The sequence below is a fragment of the Thiobacillus sp. genome, assembly GCF_013693775.1.
GTDB lineage: Bacteria > Pseudomonadota > Gammaproteobacteria > Burkholderiales > Thiobacillaceae > Thiobacillus.
Window position 1 is genome coordinate 1,772,098 of the sequence record NZ_CP059257.1, and the last position, 17,025, is coordinate 1,789,122.

A 17,025-nucleotide genomic window follows, 5' to 3' on the forward strand; every position below is an offset into this window, starting at 1 on the left:
TGCAGCCTTGAAAACGGCGTCGCCGTTTTCCTTCCCGGTCAGCCCCGCGCTCGCCGCCAAACTCGCCAAACTGGGACTCGCCCGCGACGCCGACCTGGTATTGCACCTGCCGTTGCGCTGGGAAGACGAAACCCGCATCACGCCGATCCGCGACCTGCTGCCGGGCGAAACGGCACAGGTGCAGGCGGTGGTGCGCGAGGCCAGCGTCGCCTACCGGCCGCGCCGCATGCTGACGGTGACCGTGGAGGATGCCGGCGGCGTGCTCGGCATCCGTTTCCTGAACTTCTACCCCAGCCATCTCAAGCTGTTTCAGCCCGGCGCGAGTTTCCGTTTCAACGGCGAGGTCCGCGGCGGGTTTCTCGGGCTGGAGATGGTGCATCCGCGCTTCGCCAAGGCCGACGACGCCACGCCCCTACCGACGCAACTGACGCCCGTCTACCCGACCACCGCCGGCCTCGGACAGGCCACGCTGCGCAAGCTGGTCGAACGGGCACTGGCGGCACCGATCGCGGATACCCTGCCCGCCGACTGGCTGGCAAAGCTTGATCTGCCGGAACTGGAAGCCAGCATCCGCCTGCTGCACCAGCCGCCGCTCGAATGTGCGGTAAGCGATCTGGAATCGCGTCGCCATCCCGCCTGGCAGCGGCTCGCCTTCGACGAACTGCTGGCACAGCAGCTGTCGCTGGCGACCGCGCGCCAGCAGCGTACCTTGCGCGCGACCCACCCCTTGCCCGCGCGTCAGCACCTGACGAGCGCGTTCACCCGTGCATTGCCGTTTGCGCTGACCGCCGCACAGGCGCGCACCTGGCAGGAGATCAGCGCCGACCTGGCGCAGCCGCATCCCATGCGCCGCCTGTTGCAGGGCGACGCCGGCAGCGGCAAGACCGTGGTGGCGGCACTGGCCTGCCTGCAGGCGATCGAAAACGGCTTCCAGGCCGCCTTCATGGCACCGACCGAGATCCTCGCCGAGCAGCATTTCCGCAAATTGGCGCCGCTCCTGTCACCCTTGGGCGTGCGCTGCGCCTGGATATCGGGCAGCCAGCGCAAGTCGGAACGCACTGCCGCCTGGCAGGCGATCGCCGCGGGCGAAGCCGACCTCGCATTCGGTACCCACGCGCTGTTCCAGGAAGCCGGCAGTTTTCAACGGCTNGGGGTGGCGGTGGTCGACGAGCAGCATCGTTTCGGCGTCGGCCAGCGGCTGGCGCTGATGCAGAAGGGTACGGAACCGCACCAGTTGATGATGAGCGCGACGCCGATCCCGCGCACGCTGGCGATGAGCTTCTTTGCCGACCTCGACGTCTCGGTGGTCGACGAACTGCCGCCGGGCCGCACGCCTATCGTCACCAAATTAGTGAGTGCCGCGCGCCGCGACGACGTACTGGCGCGCGTGCGCGAAGCCTGTCTCGCCGGTGGCCAGGCCTACTGGGTATGTCCGCTGATCGAGGAGTCGGAGAAGCTGCAGTTGCAGACTGCGCAGGATACCTATGCAACGTTGACGGAACAGTTGCCGGAGCTGCGCATCGGCCTGGTACACGGGCGGCTGAAACCGGACGAGAAGCAGGCCGTGATGGCCGCTTTTCAGACACACGCAATCGACCTGCTGGTGGCCACCACGGTGATCGAAGTCGGCGTCGACGTGCCCAATGCCGCACTGATGGTGATCGAGCATGCCGAGCGCATGGGGCTCGCCCAACTGCATCAGCTACGCGGACGGGTCGGGCGCGGCAGCCGCGAATCGGTATGCGTGCTGCTGTACGAGACGCCGCTGTCGGAGCTGGCACGGGCGCGGCTCAAGGTCATTTTCGAGCTCACCGACGGCTTCGAGATCGCGCGCCAGGACCTGCTGCTGCGCGGGCCGGGCGAACTGCTCGGACACCGCCAAAGCGGAGTGCCGATGCTGCGTTTCGCCGACCTGGAACGCGACGTCGCGCTGCTGGAAGCCGCACGCGATCTGGCGCAACGCTGCTTGACCCACCACCCCGACATCGCCGCGCGCCACATGGAGCGATGGATCGGCCAGCGGCAGGCACTGACGTCGATCTAGATGCCGTCGCTGCGGCATAATGCCGACTTTCCACATGATGAACGGTTCGCCGTGCTCGATTCCCGGCAGGGCTGGCTTGCCCACCCATTCTCGCTCCCGCGCTCGTTGCGCACCTGGCTTAGCGACCACGGTTCGCTGACCCAGCGTCTGAAATCACGCTGTACATCGTTTCGCGTGGTGCCGCTCGAGACCGGGATGGCACGCGCCAACGCTGACGAATACGCGCTGCTTGGCGTGGCGCCTGGCACCCGCGTCTATGTACGCGAAGTCCTGCTGCTGTGCAATGACGTGCCGGTGGTGTTTGCCCACAGCGTGCTGCCGTCCGCCGGACTGCGCGGCGGCTGGAACGGCATCACTCAACTCGGCAGTCGTTCGCTTGGTGAAGCCCTGTTCAGCGACCATCGCATCGAACGCCAGCCCTGGCCTATCGCCGCGTGCGAAACGACCACCCGCTCTATCGCGCTGCGGCCAAGCAGCAGGCAGTGTCCAGCAGCTTGTGGGCACGCCGTTCCGTTTTCTGCCTCAACCGCCATCCACTCCTGGTGACCGAAGTCTTTCTGCCCACCATCGACACGCCATGACCCTGACCGAACGCCTGTCCCATTACGANAAGCTGATGCGGCTCGACAAGCCGATCGGCATTCTGCTGCTGATGTGGCCCACGCTGTGGGCGCAATGGCTTGCCAGCAACGGCAGCCCAAGCTGGCTGATCCTGTGGATTTTCGTCATGGGCGTCGTGCTGATGCGTTCGGCCGGCTGCGTCATGAACGACTATGCCGATCGCGATTTCGACCCATACGTGGCGCGTACCCGCGATCGCCCGCTGGCGGCCGGCAAGGTGTCGCCCAAAGAAGCCCTGCTGTTGGCAGCTGGCCTGTCGCTGCTGGCTTTCCTGCTGATCCTGCCACTCAACACGCTGGTGTTGAAACTGTCCGTGGTCGCACTGTTTCTGGCGGCCAGCTACCCCTTCACCAAACGCTTCTTCGCGATTCCGCAGGCCTATCTCGGCATCGCGTTCGGCTTCGGCATCCCGATGAGCTACGCCGCGCTGTGGGGCGAGGTTCCGCTCGAAGCCTGGGTCCTGCTGGGCGCCAACATNTTTTGGGCGGTTGCCTACGACACCGAATATGCGCTGGTCGACCGCGAGGACGATCTCAAGATCGGCATCAAGACCTCGGCCATCACTTTCGGCCGCTACGATCTTGCCGCCATCGCACTGTGCTATGTTGCGACGCTGGGCCTGCTTGGCTGGGTCGGCTGGCAGCGGGGAATGGGCATGGCGTTCTACGGCGGGCTGGCCGTGGCAGCGGCAATCGCCCTCTACCACATGAAATTGATCCGGCAGCGCGAGCCGCAGCTGTGCTTTCGCGCCTTCCTGCACAACACCTGGTTCGGAGCCGCGGTCTTCGGTGGCATCGCGCTCCATTTCCTGCTGCGGGGCTTATGACGGACAGGCTACTCGGGACTGTCGGCTGTTCGGGTAGGCTTGCTTGATTCCGCTCAGGCTTTTCAGCGTATCCGGATCTTCGCTACGGATCACAAAGTAGAAATCCGTCCCCTGGCGCGGCAGCACCTCGACACGGGTACCGAGTACGCCTTTGCCTTCCACTTCGAGAATGCGCCGCTGCGCCGCATCGACGCCGGCATACAGGCCGAGTGAAATGGCATTGCGCCAATCGCCATCCTTGACCACAAATGCGTCCGTCAATCCTGCCGCCGTCAGTTCGCTCAATTTGGCCGCGGCCGATTCCGCACTGGGCAAGGGCGGGAAAATCACCCACTGACGTGTATTCAGCGGCACTTCGGTGAACGACATCACGCGTTCGCCCGCCAACGATTTGAGCTGCTGACGTACTTGGGCGAACTCCTCGCGATTCAAGCCCCGCCATTCCACGCATAATGCTGNGGGCGTAGTATCGGCTGGCGATACATCCTCCCTGGGCGTAGGCGCAGACTGACTTCGCAGGCTGAGCCGATTCACATTCAACGACGCCGTCTGATCGGCATCCGCCTGCGTCCAGTTTTCACGTCCTATAAAGAATCCGGCCATCGCGAGATTGGCGGCCAAGAGTGTCCAGACTATCCATTTCATGGCGCGGCAGTCCCTCGGGCAACACAATCGATTCCCTCCAGTACCAATGTGGGAACATGTTCGGAGGGGATTCTCAGGTGTGACAATACCTTCTCGGCATCGCCTCCGGTAAGCAGACAGCGTGGTGCCATGCCGACCACCTCGGTCAGGCGCGCATGTTGTTGCGCAATGGCGCCACACAGCGCCGCCACGATCCGCTCTGCACCGCGTCGGCGGTCGCGGTGGGAAAGGCCTGCCAGGCCCCCGTCACCTCACCGACCCGTGCGGTGCCTTGTCGCAATGCCTGCTGCATCAAATGGACACCGGGCACGATCACCCCACCCAGAAATGTTCCGTCGCCCGACAACGCATCCACGGTCATTGCCGTGCCGACCGACACCACCAGTACCGCCTCATCTGTACGCTGACGAGCCGCGATCAATCCCATCCAGCGATCCGCACCCAACTGGTGCGGATTCGAATAGGTATTTTTCACATCCCCGAAACAGGTCTCGGCTCTCAACCAGGCCGGGGTGAGCCCGGCCGCCTCCAGAAGCACGGCGAGTTGCCGTTCGTGTTCAGGGTTTGCCACGCTGGCGACAAAACAACGAGTGCCCGCTTTCAGTTGGGCCGTCAAAGCCGACCAATCGGAATAATCGCTTTGGCCGGTCGCATGCCAATGCCCATCCTCCACCACCGCCCACTTGAGGCGTGAGTTTCCGGCATCCAGCAATAAGCGGCGCCCGCTCATCGCGTACCATCCAGGCGCAAGCTGATTTCGCCGCCACTGTAAGGGCTCAAATTCGATTGCGCATCGCGCAGCANAAAGGCGCCGGTTTCGTCGACCCCGCATGCCACCCCCTGAACGCTGCGCGAATCCGGCAACGCCAGCGCGACTGCCCTGCCCGCATAGGCATCCAGTGCCTGCCAATCCTCGCGCAAGGCCGCAAAGCCGTGTTGGCGAAATACACTTGATGCCGTGTGCAGTTCCAGCAGGCAGTCAGCCAGCAGTTGATTGCGTCCCACCGTCACCTCCATTTCTGCCAGATCGACCACGGCTTGATCGACCGCGTCGCGTTGTGTCTCGTTGAGCCTGACATTCAAGCCGACGCCCACTACGGCAAATGCGGCCCCGTGCATGTCACCCTGTACTTCGACCAGAATCCCCGCCAGCTTGCGATAGTCCACCAGAATATCGTTGGGCCATTTCAATCGGGCCATGTGGCGACTATGGCGGTTCACCGCGCGCGCAATGGCGAGTCCCACAATCAGGCTCAGGCCCGCCAGCGACTGTAAGCCGGACTCGAAACGCCACAATACCGAAAACGTGAGGCTGCCCCCTACGACTGAATGCCACTGGCGGCCACGCCGTCCCCTGCCGGTATATTGATGCTCCGCACAGAACAACGTTCCGTCTGCCGCACCATCCAGAGCGGCGGCCATCAAGGCCGTGTTGGTCGAGTCGACACTATCCAGCACATGTATCGAATAATGACCGGCCGCTGTACCTAGATGATGCGCGACCACAGCGCCATCCAGCCATTCCACAGGCCCGGGCATGCGATATCCGCGTCCGCGTACCGCATGCACGGTCAGACCCATGGACTCGGCTTGCGCGAGGATGTTGAAGATGCTGGAGCGGGACAGTCCGAATTCATCCGCCAACGCCTGCCCCGAATGAAAACGGCCATCGGACAGGCGGCGCAGAAGCCGGAACAGTGCTTTGTGAGGTCGGGTATGCACCTTGGCAATTTTACATGTCTTGCCTGGGCAATTTTCCGTGCAATAAAAAACCCCTCAAGAGTTGAGGGGTTTTGTGGTATCCCCGGGAGGGGGATACGGATAAGGAGTCTGACGATGACCTACTTTCACAGGCGAGTTGCCTACTATCATTGGCGCGGGAGCGTTTCACCGTCCTGTTCGGGATGGGAAGGGGTGGTTCCACTCTGCTATGGTCGTCAGACAAAGGGGTGGGGATCAAGCTTTATGGTCTTGAACCCGCATTCGGATTGTCTGGGGTGCTGAATGTCTTGTGACATTCAGCCGACTGTCTGTTCACGTCGTTTCCACGACATGTCTGGAAGAAGGTTGGGGTTGTTACTGCATCGCATACACACACTGCATGCTTCTCAAAATTATAGGATCAAGCCTCACGGGCAATTAGTACGGGTTAGCTTAACGCATTACTGCGCTTCCACACCCCGCCTATCAACGTTGTGGTCTTCAACGACCCTTCAGGGCACTCAAGGTGCCAGGGATATCTTATCTTCAGGCAAGTTTCACGCTTAGATGCTTTCAGCGTTTATCTCTTCCGTGCTTAGCTACCCGGCGATACGACTGGCGTCATAACCGGTACACCAGAGGCACGTCCACTCCGGTCCTCTCGTACTAGGAGCAGCNCCCGTCAAATATCCAGCGCCCACGGCAGATAGGGACCAAACTGTCTCACGACGTTTTAAACCCAGCTCACGTACCACTTTAAATGGCGAACAGCCATACCCTTGGGACCGGCTACAGCCCCAGGATGTGATGAGCCGACATCGAGGTGCCAANACTCCCCGTCGATATGAACTCTTGGGAGGAATCAGCCTGTTATCCCCAGAGTACCTTTTATCCGTTGAGCGATGGCCCTTCCATACAGAACCACCGGATCACTATGACCTGCTTTCGCACCTGCTCGACGTGTCAGTCTCGCAGTCAAGCCTTCTTTTGCCATTGCACTATCAGTACGATGTCCGACCGTACCTAGAAGACCTTCGTACTCCTCCGTTACAATTTGGGAGGAGACCGCCCCAGTCAAACTGCCCACCATGCACGGTCCCCGACCCCGATCAGGGGCCCAGGTTAGAACCGCAACGACACCAGGCTGGTATTTCAACGACGCCTCCACGTGATCTAGCGACCACGCTTCACAGGCTCCCAGCTATCCTACACAAGTCCCGTCACAGTCCAATGCAAAGCTACAGTAAAGGTTCATGGGGTCTTTCCGTCTAGCCGCGGGGAGATTGCATCTTCACAAACATTTCAACTTCGCTGAGTCTCGGGTGGAGACAGTGTGGCCATCGTTACGCCATTCGTGCGGGTCGGAACTTACCCGACAAGGAATTTCGCTACCTTAGGACCGTTATAGTTACGGCCGCCGTTTACCGGGGCTTCGATCAAGAGCTTGCACCCCATCAATTAACCTTCCGGCACCGGGCAGGCGTCACACCCTATACGTCCACTTTCGTGTTTGCAGAGTGCTGTGTTTTTATTAAACAGTCGCAGCCACCTTTTCACTGCAACCCCATCGGGCTTTCGTCGCGAGGACTTATACCCTACCGGGGCGCACCTTCTCCCGAAGTTACGGTGCTAATTTGCCGAGTTCCTTCACCCGAGTTCTCTCAAGCGCCTTAGAATTCTCATCCTACCCACCTGTGTCGGTTTGCGGTACGGTTCTCGTTTACCTGAAGCTTAGTGGCTTTTCTTGNGAAGCTTGGTATCAGTGACTTCGGCTCCAATGGAGCACCGTCATCGTGTCTCGGCATTAACCCCGGATTTGCCTAAGGNNGATCTGCCTACGCACTTAAACCGGGACATCCAACACCCGGCCCACCTAACCTTCTCCGTCCCCANNCATCGCAGTAAACGAAAGTACGGGAATTTTGACCCGTTTCCCATCAGCTACGCATCTCTGCCTCACCTTAGGGGCCGACTCACCCTGCGCCGATGAACGTTGCGCAGGAAACCTTGGNTTTTCGGCGAGGGGCTTTTCACCNCCTTTATCGCTACTCATGTCAGCATTCGCACTTCTGATATCNTCCAGCATTCCTTACAGAACACCTTCGCAGACTTACAGAACGCTCCTCTACCATATGCACAAAGTGCATATCCGAAGCTTCGGTTACGTGCTTAGCCCCGTTACATCTTCCGCGCAGGACGACTCGACTAGTGAGCTATTACGCTTTCTTTAAAGGATGGCTGCTTCTAAGCCAACTTCCTAGCTGTCTATGCCTTCCCACATCGTTTTCCACTTAGCACGTCATTTGGGACCTTAGCTGTCGGTCTGGGTTGTTTCCCTCTTGACACCGGACGTTAGCACCCGATGTCTGTCTCCCATGCTCGCACTTCACGGTATTCGGAGTTTGCTATGCCGCAGTAAGCCGCAATGGCCCCCACTAACATTACAGTGCTCTACCCCGTGAGTGATACATGAGGCGCTACCTAAATAGCTTTCGAGGAGAACCAGCTATCTCCGGATTTGTTTAGCCTTTCACCCCTATCCACAGCTCATCCCCTAATTTTTCAACATTAGTGGGTTCGGACCTCCAGTGCGTGTTACCGCACCTTCATCCTGGCCATGGATAGATCATCCGGTTTCGGGTCTACGCCCAGCTACTATGCGCCCTATTAAGACTCGCTTTCGCTTCGCCTCCCTATTCGGTTAAGCTCGCAACTGAACGTAAGTCGCTGACCCATTATACAAAGGTACGCAGTCACCCCTCCTTTAATGGCCCTCACCCCATCCGAGGTAAGCGGCTATTTCACTCCTTCTTACAATCTTTTGTGATCGCCACTGCGTGTCGATCACAAAGAACGAAGGCCATTAAAGGAGGGGCTCCCACTGTTTGTATGCATGCGGTTTCAGGATCTATTTCACTCCCCTCCCGGGGTTCTTTTCGCCTTTCCCTCACGGTACTGGTTCACTATCGGTCGACTACGAGTATTTAGCCTTGGAGGATGGTCCNCCCATGTTCAGACAGGATTTCACGTGTCCCGCCCTACTTGTCTCATGCCTAGTTCCACACTCTTGTTTTCGCGTACGGGGCTATCACCCACTATGGCCAGACTTTCCAGACTGTTCCACTAACAAGAATGCTAAATCATGAAGGCTCTTCCCAATTCGCTCGCCACTACTATGGGAATCTCGGTTGATTTCTTTTCCTGCAGCTACTTAGATGTTTCAGTTCACTGCGTTCGCTNNCTACCCTGCCTATGTATTCAGCAGGAGTACCCTTGCGGGTGGGTTCNNCCCCATTCGGAAATGCCCGGATCAAAGCTTCATTGCCAGCTCCCCGAGCCTTATCGCAGGCTTGCGCGTCCTTCATCGCCTGTAGTCGCCAAGGCATCCACCACATGCACTTAGTCGCTTGACCCTATAATTTTGAGAACTGCCTAAGCAGTCTCGCATTACAGGTGTGTTTGCTTTCCCTACCACCCAGCTCGGCATCAGGTCCATCGCTGAACCCAATATTCCAGGTGACAGGGTCGATACAATTTCAACCCATGTTGGGATGTTCATCACAAACATCCCACCTTCTTCCAAATTTTTAAAGATCAGCCGTTACGCATAAAGCGTAAGCACTAAAGCCAAAGGCCTCACTCCTTACGATTCACACTGACAGGTACTACATTCCACCAACCCAACCAAGGATGAGTGGTGGAGGATGACGGGATCGAACCGACGACCCCTGCTTGCAAAGCAGGTGCTCTCCCAGCTGAGCTAATCCCCATTAAGGACTGATAACCGGCGCATCGCTGCGTTGCTCAACCCCTTGTGCGCACCAGCACACAGCGAGGTCTCGCGCCTTGCGCTGCTTGGCTCTCAATCCCTAATGAACCGAGCCCAGTCAGCACCATTTCTGGTGGGCCTGGCTGGATTTGAACCAGCGACCCCACGCTTATCAAGCGTGTGCTCTAACCAACTGAGCTACAAGCCCGGCTTTAAAAACAACCGATAGGTGTGAGTGTTGCAGCGGCTTTCTCTAGAAAGGAGGTGATCCAGCCGCAGGTTCCCCTACGGCTACCTTGTTACGACTTCACCCCAGTCATGAAACCCAGCGTGGTAAGCGCCCTCCTTGCGGTTAGGCTACCTACTTCTGCCAGATTCCACTCCCATGGTGTGACGGGCGGTGTGTACAAGACCCGGGAACGTATTCACCGCGACATNGCTGATCCGCGATTACTAGCGATTCCGACTTCATGCTCTCGAGTTGCAGAGAACAATCCGGACTACGATCGGCTTTCTGGGATTGGCTCCACCTCGCGGCTTGGCAACCCTCTGTACCGACCATTGTATGACGTGTGAAGCCCTACCCATAAGGGCCATGAGGACTTGACGTCATCCCCACCTTCCTCCGGTTTGTCACCGGCAGTCTCATTAGAGTGCCCTTGCGTAGCAACTAATGATAAGGGTTGCGCTCGTTGCGGGACTTAACCCAACATCTCACGACACGAGCTGACGACAGCCATGCAGCACCTGTGTTCCAATTCCCTTTCGGGCACCCCGCATCTCTGCAGGGTTCTGGACATGTCAAGGGTAGGTAAGGTTTTTCGCGTTGCATCGAATTAATCCACATCATCCACCGCTTGTGCGGGTCCCCGTCAATTCCTTTGAGTTTTAATCTTGCGACCGTACTCCCCAGGCGGTCAACTTCACGCGTTAGCTTCGTTACTAAGGGATTTCACTCCCCAACAACCNAGTTGACATCGTTTAGGGCGTGGACTACCAGGGTATCTAATCCTGTTTGCTACCCACGCTTTCGTACATGAGCGTCAGTGTCATCCCAGGGGCTGNCCTTCGCCATTGGTGTTCCTCCACATCTCTACGCATTTCACTGCTACACGTGGAATTCCNACCCCCTCTGACGCACTCTAGACTGCCAGTTCAAAATGCCATTCCNNCAGGTTAAGCCCGGGGATTTCACATCTTGCTTAACAATCCGCCTGCGCACGCTTTACGCCCAGTAATTCCGATTAACGCTCGCACCCTACGTATTACCGCGGCTGCTGGCACGTAGTTAGCCGGTGCTTCTTCTGCTGGTACCGTCATTAGCACGCTATGTTAGAGCGTACCGTTTCGTTCCAGCTGAAAGAGCTTTACAACCCGAAGGCCTTCTTCACTCACGCGGAATGGCTGGATCAGGGTTGCCCCCATTGTCCAAAATTCCCCACTGCTGCCTCCCGTAGGAGTCTGGACCGTGTCTCAGTTCCAGTGTGGCGGATCATCCTCTCAGACCCGCTACTGATCGTCGCCTTGGTAGGCCATTACCCCACCAACTAGCTAATCAGACGTCGGCCGCTCGAATAACGTGAGGTCTTGCGATCCCCCACTTTCCCCCTCAGGGCGTATGCGGTATTAGCACAGCTTTCGCTGCGTTATCCCCCATTACTCGGTACGTTCCGACGCATTACTCACCCGTTCGCCACTCGCCACCAGGAGCAAGCTCCCGTGCTGCCGTTCGACTTGCATGTGTAAAGCATTCCGCCAGCGTTCAATCTGAGCCAGGATCAAACTCTTCAGTTCAATCTCTGCAATTACTTCAAATACTTCGCTCAACTCAAATGAATTACTTCATCAAAGTGTGAGCATTTATGCTAGCTGTCATCCCGGCCAAAGCCAGAACAACTACCGCAACAACACCCACACCTATCGGCTGTAAATTGTTAAAGATCAATCGATTAGCTTTGCTCTTCGCGGTTTGCGTGTCGCGCTGCGTTTCGAGAAGGTGCGCATTCTACAGAGCTAAAACCATCCGTCAACAGTTTCAGCAAAATTAATTTTAAATAATTGTGACGCGAGCGAATTTTCGCTTGCCGACCTGGGCCACAACCGTTGCCCCCACCGGCACCGCCGCGCCTTTATCTGCCACGCGTTCGCCGTCCAGCCGCACCCCGCCGCCTGCAATCTGACGGATGGCGTCCGAGGTGCTCGGCACCAGCCCGGCCTGCTTCAACAGTTGCGGCACTGGCAAAACCCCATCGATACCAGGCAAACTGATTTCCGGCATCTCGTCAGGCAGCGCGCCCTNTTGGAAGCGCGCCTCGAATTCGGCCAGCGCCTGGGCCGCCGCCGCCGGGTTATGAAATCGCGCCACGATTTCCTGTGCAAACCGCACTTTGATGTCACGCGGATTGGCACCATCGGCCACCTGCCGCTTCCAAGCGTCGATCGTCGCGAGCGGCTCGAATGACAGCAACTGGATATAGCGCCACATCAGATCGTCGGAAATCGACATCAGTTTGCCGAAGATCTCCTGCGGGGGCTCGTTGATCCCAATGTAGTTGCCGAGCGACTTCGACATCTTGTTGATGCCATCCGTCCCCTCGAGCAGCGGCATGGTCAGGATGCATTGCGGGGCTTGCCCGTGATGCTTCTGCAACTCGCGTCCCATCAGCAGGTTGAATTTCTGGTCGGTCCCTCCCAGTTCGACGTCCGCCTTCAGCTCGACCGAGTCGTATCCCTGGATCAGCGGGTACAGAAATTCATGGATGGCGATCGGCTGCTGGCTGGTGTAACGCTTGTGGAAATCATCCCGCTCCAACATGCGCGCCACCGTATGGGTCGCTGCCAATCGGATCATGCCGACCGAGCCCAGCTTTTCCATCCACTCGGAATTGAAACGCACCTCGGTCAAGGCCGGGTCGAGGATCTTGAACACCTGTTCCTGGTAGGTTTTGGCGTTTTCGGCGACCGCCTCACGAGTCAGGGGTGGGCGCGTAGTGTTTTTGCCCGTAGGGTCGCCGATCATGCCGGTGAAATCTCCTATCAGGAAAATGATTTTGTGCCCCAGCATCTGAAACTGGCGCAATTTGTTCAGCAACACCGTGTGCCCCAGATGCAAATCCGGCGCCGTGGGGTCGAATCCCGCCTTGATCCGCAACGGCCGGCCCGTTTTCAGCTTGTCGATCAGTTCCGCCTCAACCAGCAGTTCGTCGGCCCCACGCTTGATTTCCTGCAACGCATCCTGCATCAAATACCTTTCCAGTACAGGTCAAGTTTGTCCGGGCCTGACCGTAAAACACGAATACCATTGCGTTCAACACAGGGCGCTGCGCACGCAAGCCACTGTTTGGATTGAACAAATATCATCGGGATCATTTGTGGTAGACTCCCGGATCGATTACGGAAGGGAAACGGTCCATGCCGCTCACCAAACTGAGAATCTTAACCTATCGCATGACGGGAGCGGAACGCCGCTTCAGCCTGCGCACCTTGGTTGCTCTCTCCAGCTTGCCGCTTTTTGGCGTTGTTGCCGCCTTTGGCCTGGCACCCGACACCACCACCACGGATATCACTCCCGAAACGATCACCGAAGCGATCGCCCTTCCCACCTTGGCCGGCGCGGCCAACAGCGGTACGTTTGAACGGGAAACCGTGATCCAGTCGGGCGATACGATCGCCAGCGCGCTGGGCCGGTTAAAAATCGACGAACTTGAAATCCAGCGCCTACTGGCCACCGATGCAGTCCGCCAACTGGCGACCAGCATACGGGCCGGTAAACATATTCAGGCAACCACCACGCCGGACGGCCAGTTGCTGAGCATCCGGTTTGAACGTCGTGACGGCCCCACCTTGACCGTCCTCCATCAGGGCGACAGCTACATCGCACAGGACAGCAGCGACCAGGTCGAAACGCGTGTGGTCATGCGCTCCGGCCATATCGTGTCGTCGCTCTACGGCGCAACCGACAGCGCGGGCATTCCCGACAAGATCGCCGACAAAATGGCTGAAACCTTCTCAACCAACATCGATTTTCGCGAGGACCTGCGCCGCGGTGACACATTCTCGGTCATCTACACGGTCAACTACCGCAACGGCGAGCCCATTTCCACCGGAAACCTGCTGGCGGCGGAGTTCGTCAACGCCGGCAAGGCCTACCGCGTTGTGCTGTATCGCGACGCATCGGGGCATGAAAGCTATTACACGCCCGAAGGTCTGTCACTGAAAAAGGGCTTCCTGCGTTCGCCTCTCGAGTTCTCCCGCGTCACCTCCAACTTCAGCAGTTCCCGCATGCATCCCGTGCTGGGTTACNNGCGCGCGCATACTGGCGTCGACTTCGGTGCGCCAACCGGCACACGCGTCAAGGCCACCGGCGACGCCACCGTGGAGTTTGCCGGACGCCGTGGCGGCTACGGCAATCTCGTCATCCTGCGGCACCAGAACGGCTATGAAACCTACTATGGCCACCTAAGCGCCTTTGCCCCCGGTATTCGCCGCGGCCGTTCCGTCAGCCAGGGGGACATCATCGCCTACGTCGGCGCCACTGGCGTCGCCACCGGCCCGCACCTGCATTACGAAGTCCGGATTGCGGGCAAGCCTTACAACCCTCTGTCCGTCAAACTGCCGGGGTCTCCNCCGTTGGCTGCCGCACAGCGTGCCCGCTTCCTGCAGCAGACTGCAAGCTGGTCCGAGAAACTGGGCCTGCTGCGCGGCACCAATCTTGCCGCACTCGATTGAGTGCAGGGCAGACGCATGAGGCCGAACACTACGTCGGCCTCATGTCCGGCACCAGCCTGGACGGTGTCGATGCAGTTCTCGCCGAAATAGGGCCCGCCGGCCAAGTCCGGCTCCTTCACTCCCATTACCTGCCTTATCCGGATGCGCTGCGCACGCGGCTCTTGGCGCTGCATACGCCGCAACCCGACGAAATCCACCTCGCCGCCATTGCTGCCAATGAATTAGCACGCCTGTACGCGGACACGGTCAAGTCGCTGCTTGATGGCTCCACCGTCGACAGGGTGCAGGCAATCGGCTGCCACGGCCAGACTCTGCGCCACCGCCCAGAGGAGGGCTACACGCTGCAGATCGGCAACGCGGCCCTGCTGGCCGAACTCACCGGGATCGCGGTAGTTGCCGACTTCCGCAGCCGCGATATTGCGGCGGGAGGCCAGGGAGCGCCGCTGGTTCCTGCCTTTCACGCCCAGGTCCTGAGACACCCGGACACGCACCGCGTCATCGCGAATATCGGCGGTATCGCCAACATCACCGACTTACCGGTGAACGGTCCCGTGCGTGGCTGGGACACCGGCCCCGGCAACATGCTGCTGGATGCTTGGATCAAGCGCCACCATGGCGCCCATTACGACCGTGACGGCGCCTGGGCCGCCAGCGGAAGCGTCCACCCCGACCTGCTGACGGCATTGATGAGGCACGCCTACCTACCCCTTCCNCCACCCAAGAGCGCAGGACGCGAACAGTTCAATCTGGACTGGCTGGACGCCAGCTTGGGCAGTCTGGGTAAAGCGCTCGCGCCACCCGACGTGCAGGCCACCCTGCTCGAATTCACCGCCACCAGCCTCGCCGACGCAGTCAACCGCGAATGCGTGGGCGCGCATGAACTCTATGTCTGCGGTGGCGGAGCGCATAACAGGGCGCTGATGCAACGCATCAGCGCCCACCTGCCCGACCGCAAAGTGGCCACCACCGCTGCGCTAGGCATCGACCCAGACTGGGTTGAGGCGCTCGCNTTTGCCTGGCTGGCAAGGCAGACGCTGCATCAGATACCGGGCAATCTGCCCCCAGTCACCGGTGCACGCGGGGAGCGTGTCCTGGGAGCGATTTACCCGGCCTGAAACCCGTACCACCAGGAAACAAAAAGCGGCCGAGGCCGCGATGTCCCAAAGAAAAAGCGGCCGAGGCCGCTTTTTGGTTGTGGGGTGAGCTTACGCCGAGAACGACGAGCCGCAACCGCAGGTGGTGGTGGCGTTCGGGTTCTTGATCACGAACTGCGCGCCCTCCAGACCTTCCGAATAGTCGATCTCGGCGCCCACCAGATACTGGAAGCTCATCGAATCGACCAGCAGGGTGACGCCGTTTTNTACCATCACGGTGTCGTCGGCATTCTGCGCTTCGTCGAAGGTGAAGCCATACTGGAAGCCGGAACAGCCGCCACCGGAAACGAACACGCGCAGTTTCAGGTCGGGGTTGCCTTCCTCGTCGATCAGGCTTTTGACTTTGCTGGCCGCGCTATCGGTGAAGATCAGCGGGGATTCCATTTCGGTTGCTGCATTCATGGTGATGCTCCTTGAAAATGTGTGGGGTGATTATCCGCATCACCCGTGCTGCGTCAAGCAAAGACCCTGATGGGGCCGCGGAGTTCCTCCCTTAGGGCAGCATCCCCACGTCGGCCAGCGCCGTGTCTTCGGGCAAATCGAACAGGATGTTCATGTTCTGCACCGCCTGTCCCGCCGCGCCCTTGACCAGGTTGTCGATCACCGACAGCACGACCACGGTGTCGCCGCCCTGCGGCCGGTGCACGGCGATGCGACAGACGTTGGCCCCACGCACCGAGCGGGTTTCCGGGTGCGCGCCGGCTGGCATCACGTCGACGAAGGCCTCGCCCGCGTAGCGCTTCTCGAACAGCGCTTGCAGGTCGACGTCGGCGCTCACCTTTGCGTATAGGGTGGCGTGGATGCCGCGGATCAGCGGTGTCAGGTGCGGCACGAAGGTGAAGCCCACCGGCTTGCCAGCGAAGCTGTCCAGCCCCTGCTTGATCTCCGGCCAGTGGCGATGACCGCCGACCGCGTAGGCCTTGAAGTTGTCTGCCGCCTCGGCGAACAGGATGTGGGTTTCCGGTTTGCGCCCGGCGCCCGACACACCCGACTTGGCATCCGCCACCAGAAAACCGGCATCGGCCACGCCAGATTCCAGCAGTGGCAGGAATCCCAGTTGCACGGCAGTCGGATAACAACCCGGGTTGGCGATCAGGCGCGCGCCCCTGATCTTGTCGCGATTGAGCTCGGGCAGGCCGTAGACTGCCTCGGCAACCAGGTCCGGGCAGGCGTGTTCCATCTTGTACCACTTCTCCCACACCGCGATGTCCTTGATGCGAAAGTCCGCAGCCAGGTCGATCACCTTGACGCCAGCGTCGAGCAGCGCGCGCGTCTGCTGCATCGCCACGCCATTGGGGGTGGCAAAGAACACCACGTCGCACTGTTCCAGCCCTGCTTCTTCCGGCATGGAAAACGCCAGTTTCACCCGGCCGCGCAGGTTGGGGAACATCTCCGCCACAGGCATGCCGGCTTCCTTGCGGGATGTGATCGCCTTCAGTTCCACTTGTGGATGGCGCGCCAGCAGGCGCAACAGTTCGACCCNCGTGTAACCCGTTCCGCCGACGATACCGACTTTGATCATGGTGTTTTTCCTTGC

11 protein-coding genes, 1 tRNA gene, 3 rRNA genes and 1 pseudogene are annotated in these 17,025 nt (G+C 59.4%); 6 read left to right on the forward strand and 10 right to left on the reverse strand.

Features of this window, described 5'->3' with window-relative positions; all coding sequences use genetic code 11:
- Positions 1-7 precede the first annotated feature (7 nt).
- From recG to ubiA, 4 genes and pseudogenes are all read left to right on the forward strand, one after another.
- Entirely contained in the window at positions 8-2,044 is a 2,037-nt protein-coding gene (gene recG / locus HZY77_RS08730) for an ATP-dependent DNA helicase RecG (RefSeq protein WP_296820764.1), read from the forward strand.
- A pseudogene (locus HZY77_RS08735) lies at positions 2,045-2,416 on the forward strand (chorismate lyase); the annotation flags it as partial.
- 110 nt (positions 2,417-2,526) lie between these two features.
- Complete coding sequence (locus tag HZY77_RS08740; RefSeq protein ID WP_296813901.1) at positions 2,527-2,625, forward strand: chorismate lyase; 99 nt, start codon at positions 2,527-2,529, stop codon at positions 2,623-2,625.
- Positions 2,622-3,491: a 4-hydroxybenzoate octaprenyltransferase gene (gene ubiA / locus HZY77_RS08745; RefSeq protein WP_296813903.1), complete on the forward strand. Its 870-nt coding sequence runs from the start codon at positions 2,622-2,624 to the stop codon at positions 3,489-3,491. Before HZY77_RS08740 ends, ubiA begins: the two co-directional genes overlap by 4 nt.
- Here ubiA and HZY77_RS08750 read toward each other — a convergent pair.
- The 8 genes from HZY77_RS08750 to tyrS form a co-directional block, all read right to left on the reverse strand.
- Complete coding sequence (locus HZY77_RS08750; protein WP_296813905.1) at positions 3,486-3,923, reverse strand: hypothetical protein; 438 nt, start codon at positions 3,921-3,923, stop codon at positions 3,486-3,488. The genes ubiA and HZY77_RS08750 overlap by 6 nt on opposite strands.
- A gap of 358 nt (positions 3,924-4,281) precedes the next feature.
- A complete protein-coding gene (locus tag HZY77_RS08755) occupies positions 4,282-4,866 on the reverse strand; it encodes a type III pantothenate kinase (protein WP_296813907.1) in 585 nt (194 codons plus the stop codon).
- Positions 4,863-5,858, reverse strand: coding sequence for a biotin--[acetyl-CoA-carboxylase] ligase (locus tag HZY77_RS08760; RefSeq protein WP_296813909.1), 996 nt, complete (start codon positions 5,856-5,858; stop codon positions 4,863-4,865). Before HZY77_RS08760 ends, HZY77_RS08755 begins: the two co-directional genes overlap by 4 nt.
- Before the next feature lie 106 nt (positions 5,859-5,964).
- Positions 5,965-6,078 (reverse strand): 5S ribosomal RNA (gene rrf / locus HZY77_RS08765).
- A gap of 176 nt (positions 6,079-6,254) precedes the next feature.
- Positions 6,255-9,250, reverse strand: a 23S ribosomal RNA gene (locus tag HZY77_RS08770).
- Positions 9,251-9,737: 487 nt separating this feature from the next.
- A tRNA-Ile gene (locus HZY77_RS08775) sits at positions 9,738-9,814 on the reverse strand.
- 49 nt (positions 9,815-9,863) lie between these two features.
- Positions 9,864-11,400: ribosomal RNA gene (locus tag HZY77_RS08780) — 16S ribosomal RNA — on the reverse strand.
- The 16S, 23S and 5S rRNA genes sit together here with 1 tRNA gene alongside, the layout of an rRNA operon.
- A 256-nt stretch (positions 11,401-11,656) precedes the next feature.
- Complete coding sequence (gene tyrS, locus HZY77_RS08785; RefSeq protein WP_296813911.1) at positions 11,657-12,847, reverse strand: tyrosine--tRNA ligase; 1,191 nt, start codon at positions 12,845-12,847, stop codon at positions 11,657-11,659.
- A 170-nt stretch (positions 12,848-13,017) separates the two neighbouring features.
- On the opposite strand from tyrS, the gene HZY77_RS08790 reads away from it, so the two are divergent.
- Positions 13,018-14,334, forward strand: a complete 1,317-nt coding sequence (locus HZY77_RS08790) for a peptidoglycan DD-metalloendopeptidase family protein (RefSeq protein WP_296813913.1) — start codon at positions 13,018-13,020, stop codon at positions 14,332-14,334.
- Positions 14,335-14,375: 41 nt separating this feature from the next.
- Positions 14,376-15,449 carry an anhydro-N-acetylmuramic acid kinase gene (locus HZY77_RS08795; protein WP_296813915.1) on the forward strand — a complete coding sequence of 358 codons (1,074 nt, stop codon included), beginning with the start codon at positions 14,376-14,378 and terminating at the stop codon, positions 15,447-15,449.
- 90 nt (positions 15,450-15,539) lie between these two features.
- Here the strand turns inward: HZY77_RS08795 and erpA are convergent, their stop codons facing one another.
- A complete protein-coding gene (gene erpA / locus HZY77_RS08800; RefSeq protein ID WP_296813917.1) occupies positions 15,540-15,890 on the reverse strand; it encodes an iron-sulfur cluster insertion protein ErpA in 351 nt (116 codons plus the stop codon).
- A gap of 91 nt (positions 15,891-15,981) precedes the next feature.
- Positions 15,982-17,010, reverse strand: coding sequence for an N-acetyl-gamma-glutamyl-phosphate reductase (gene argC / locus HZY77_RS08805; RefSeq protein WP_296813919.1), 1,029 nt, complete (start codon positions 17,008-17,010; stop codon positions 15,982-15,984).
- Positions 17,011-17,025 lie beyond the last annotated feature (15 nt).

Bases quoted from the DNA above. Each gene is read 5' to 3' on its own strand.
- HZY77_RS08755 (WP_296813907.1), bottom strand. From the start codon at position 4,866: ATGAGCGGGCGCCGCTTATTGCTGGATGCCGGAAACTCACGCCTCAAG.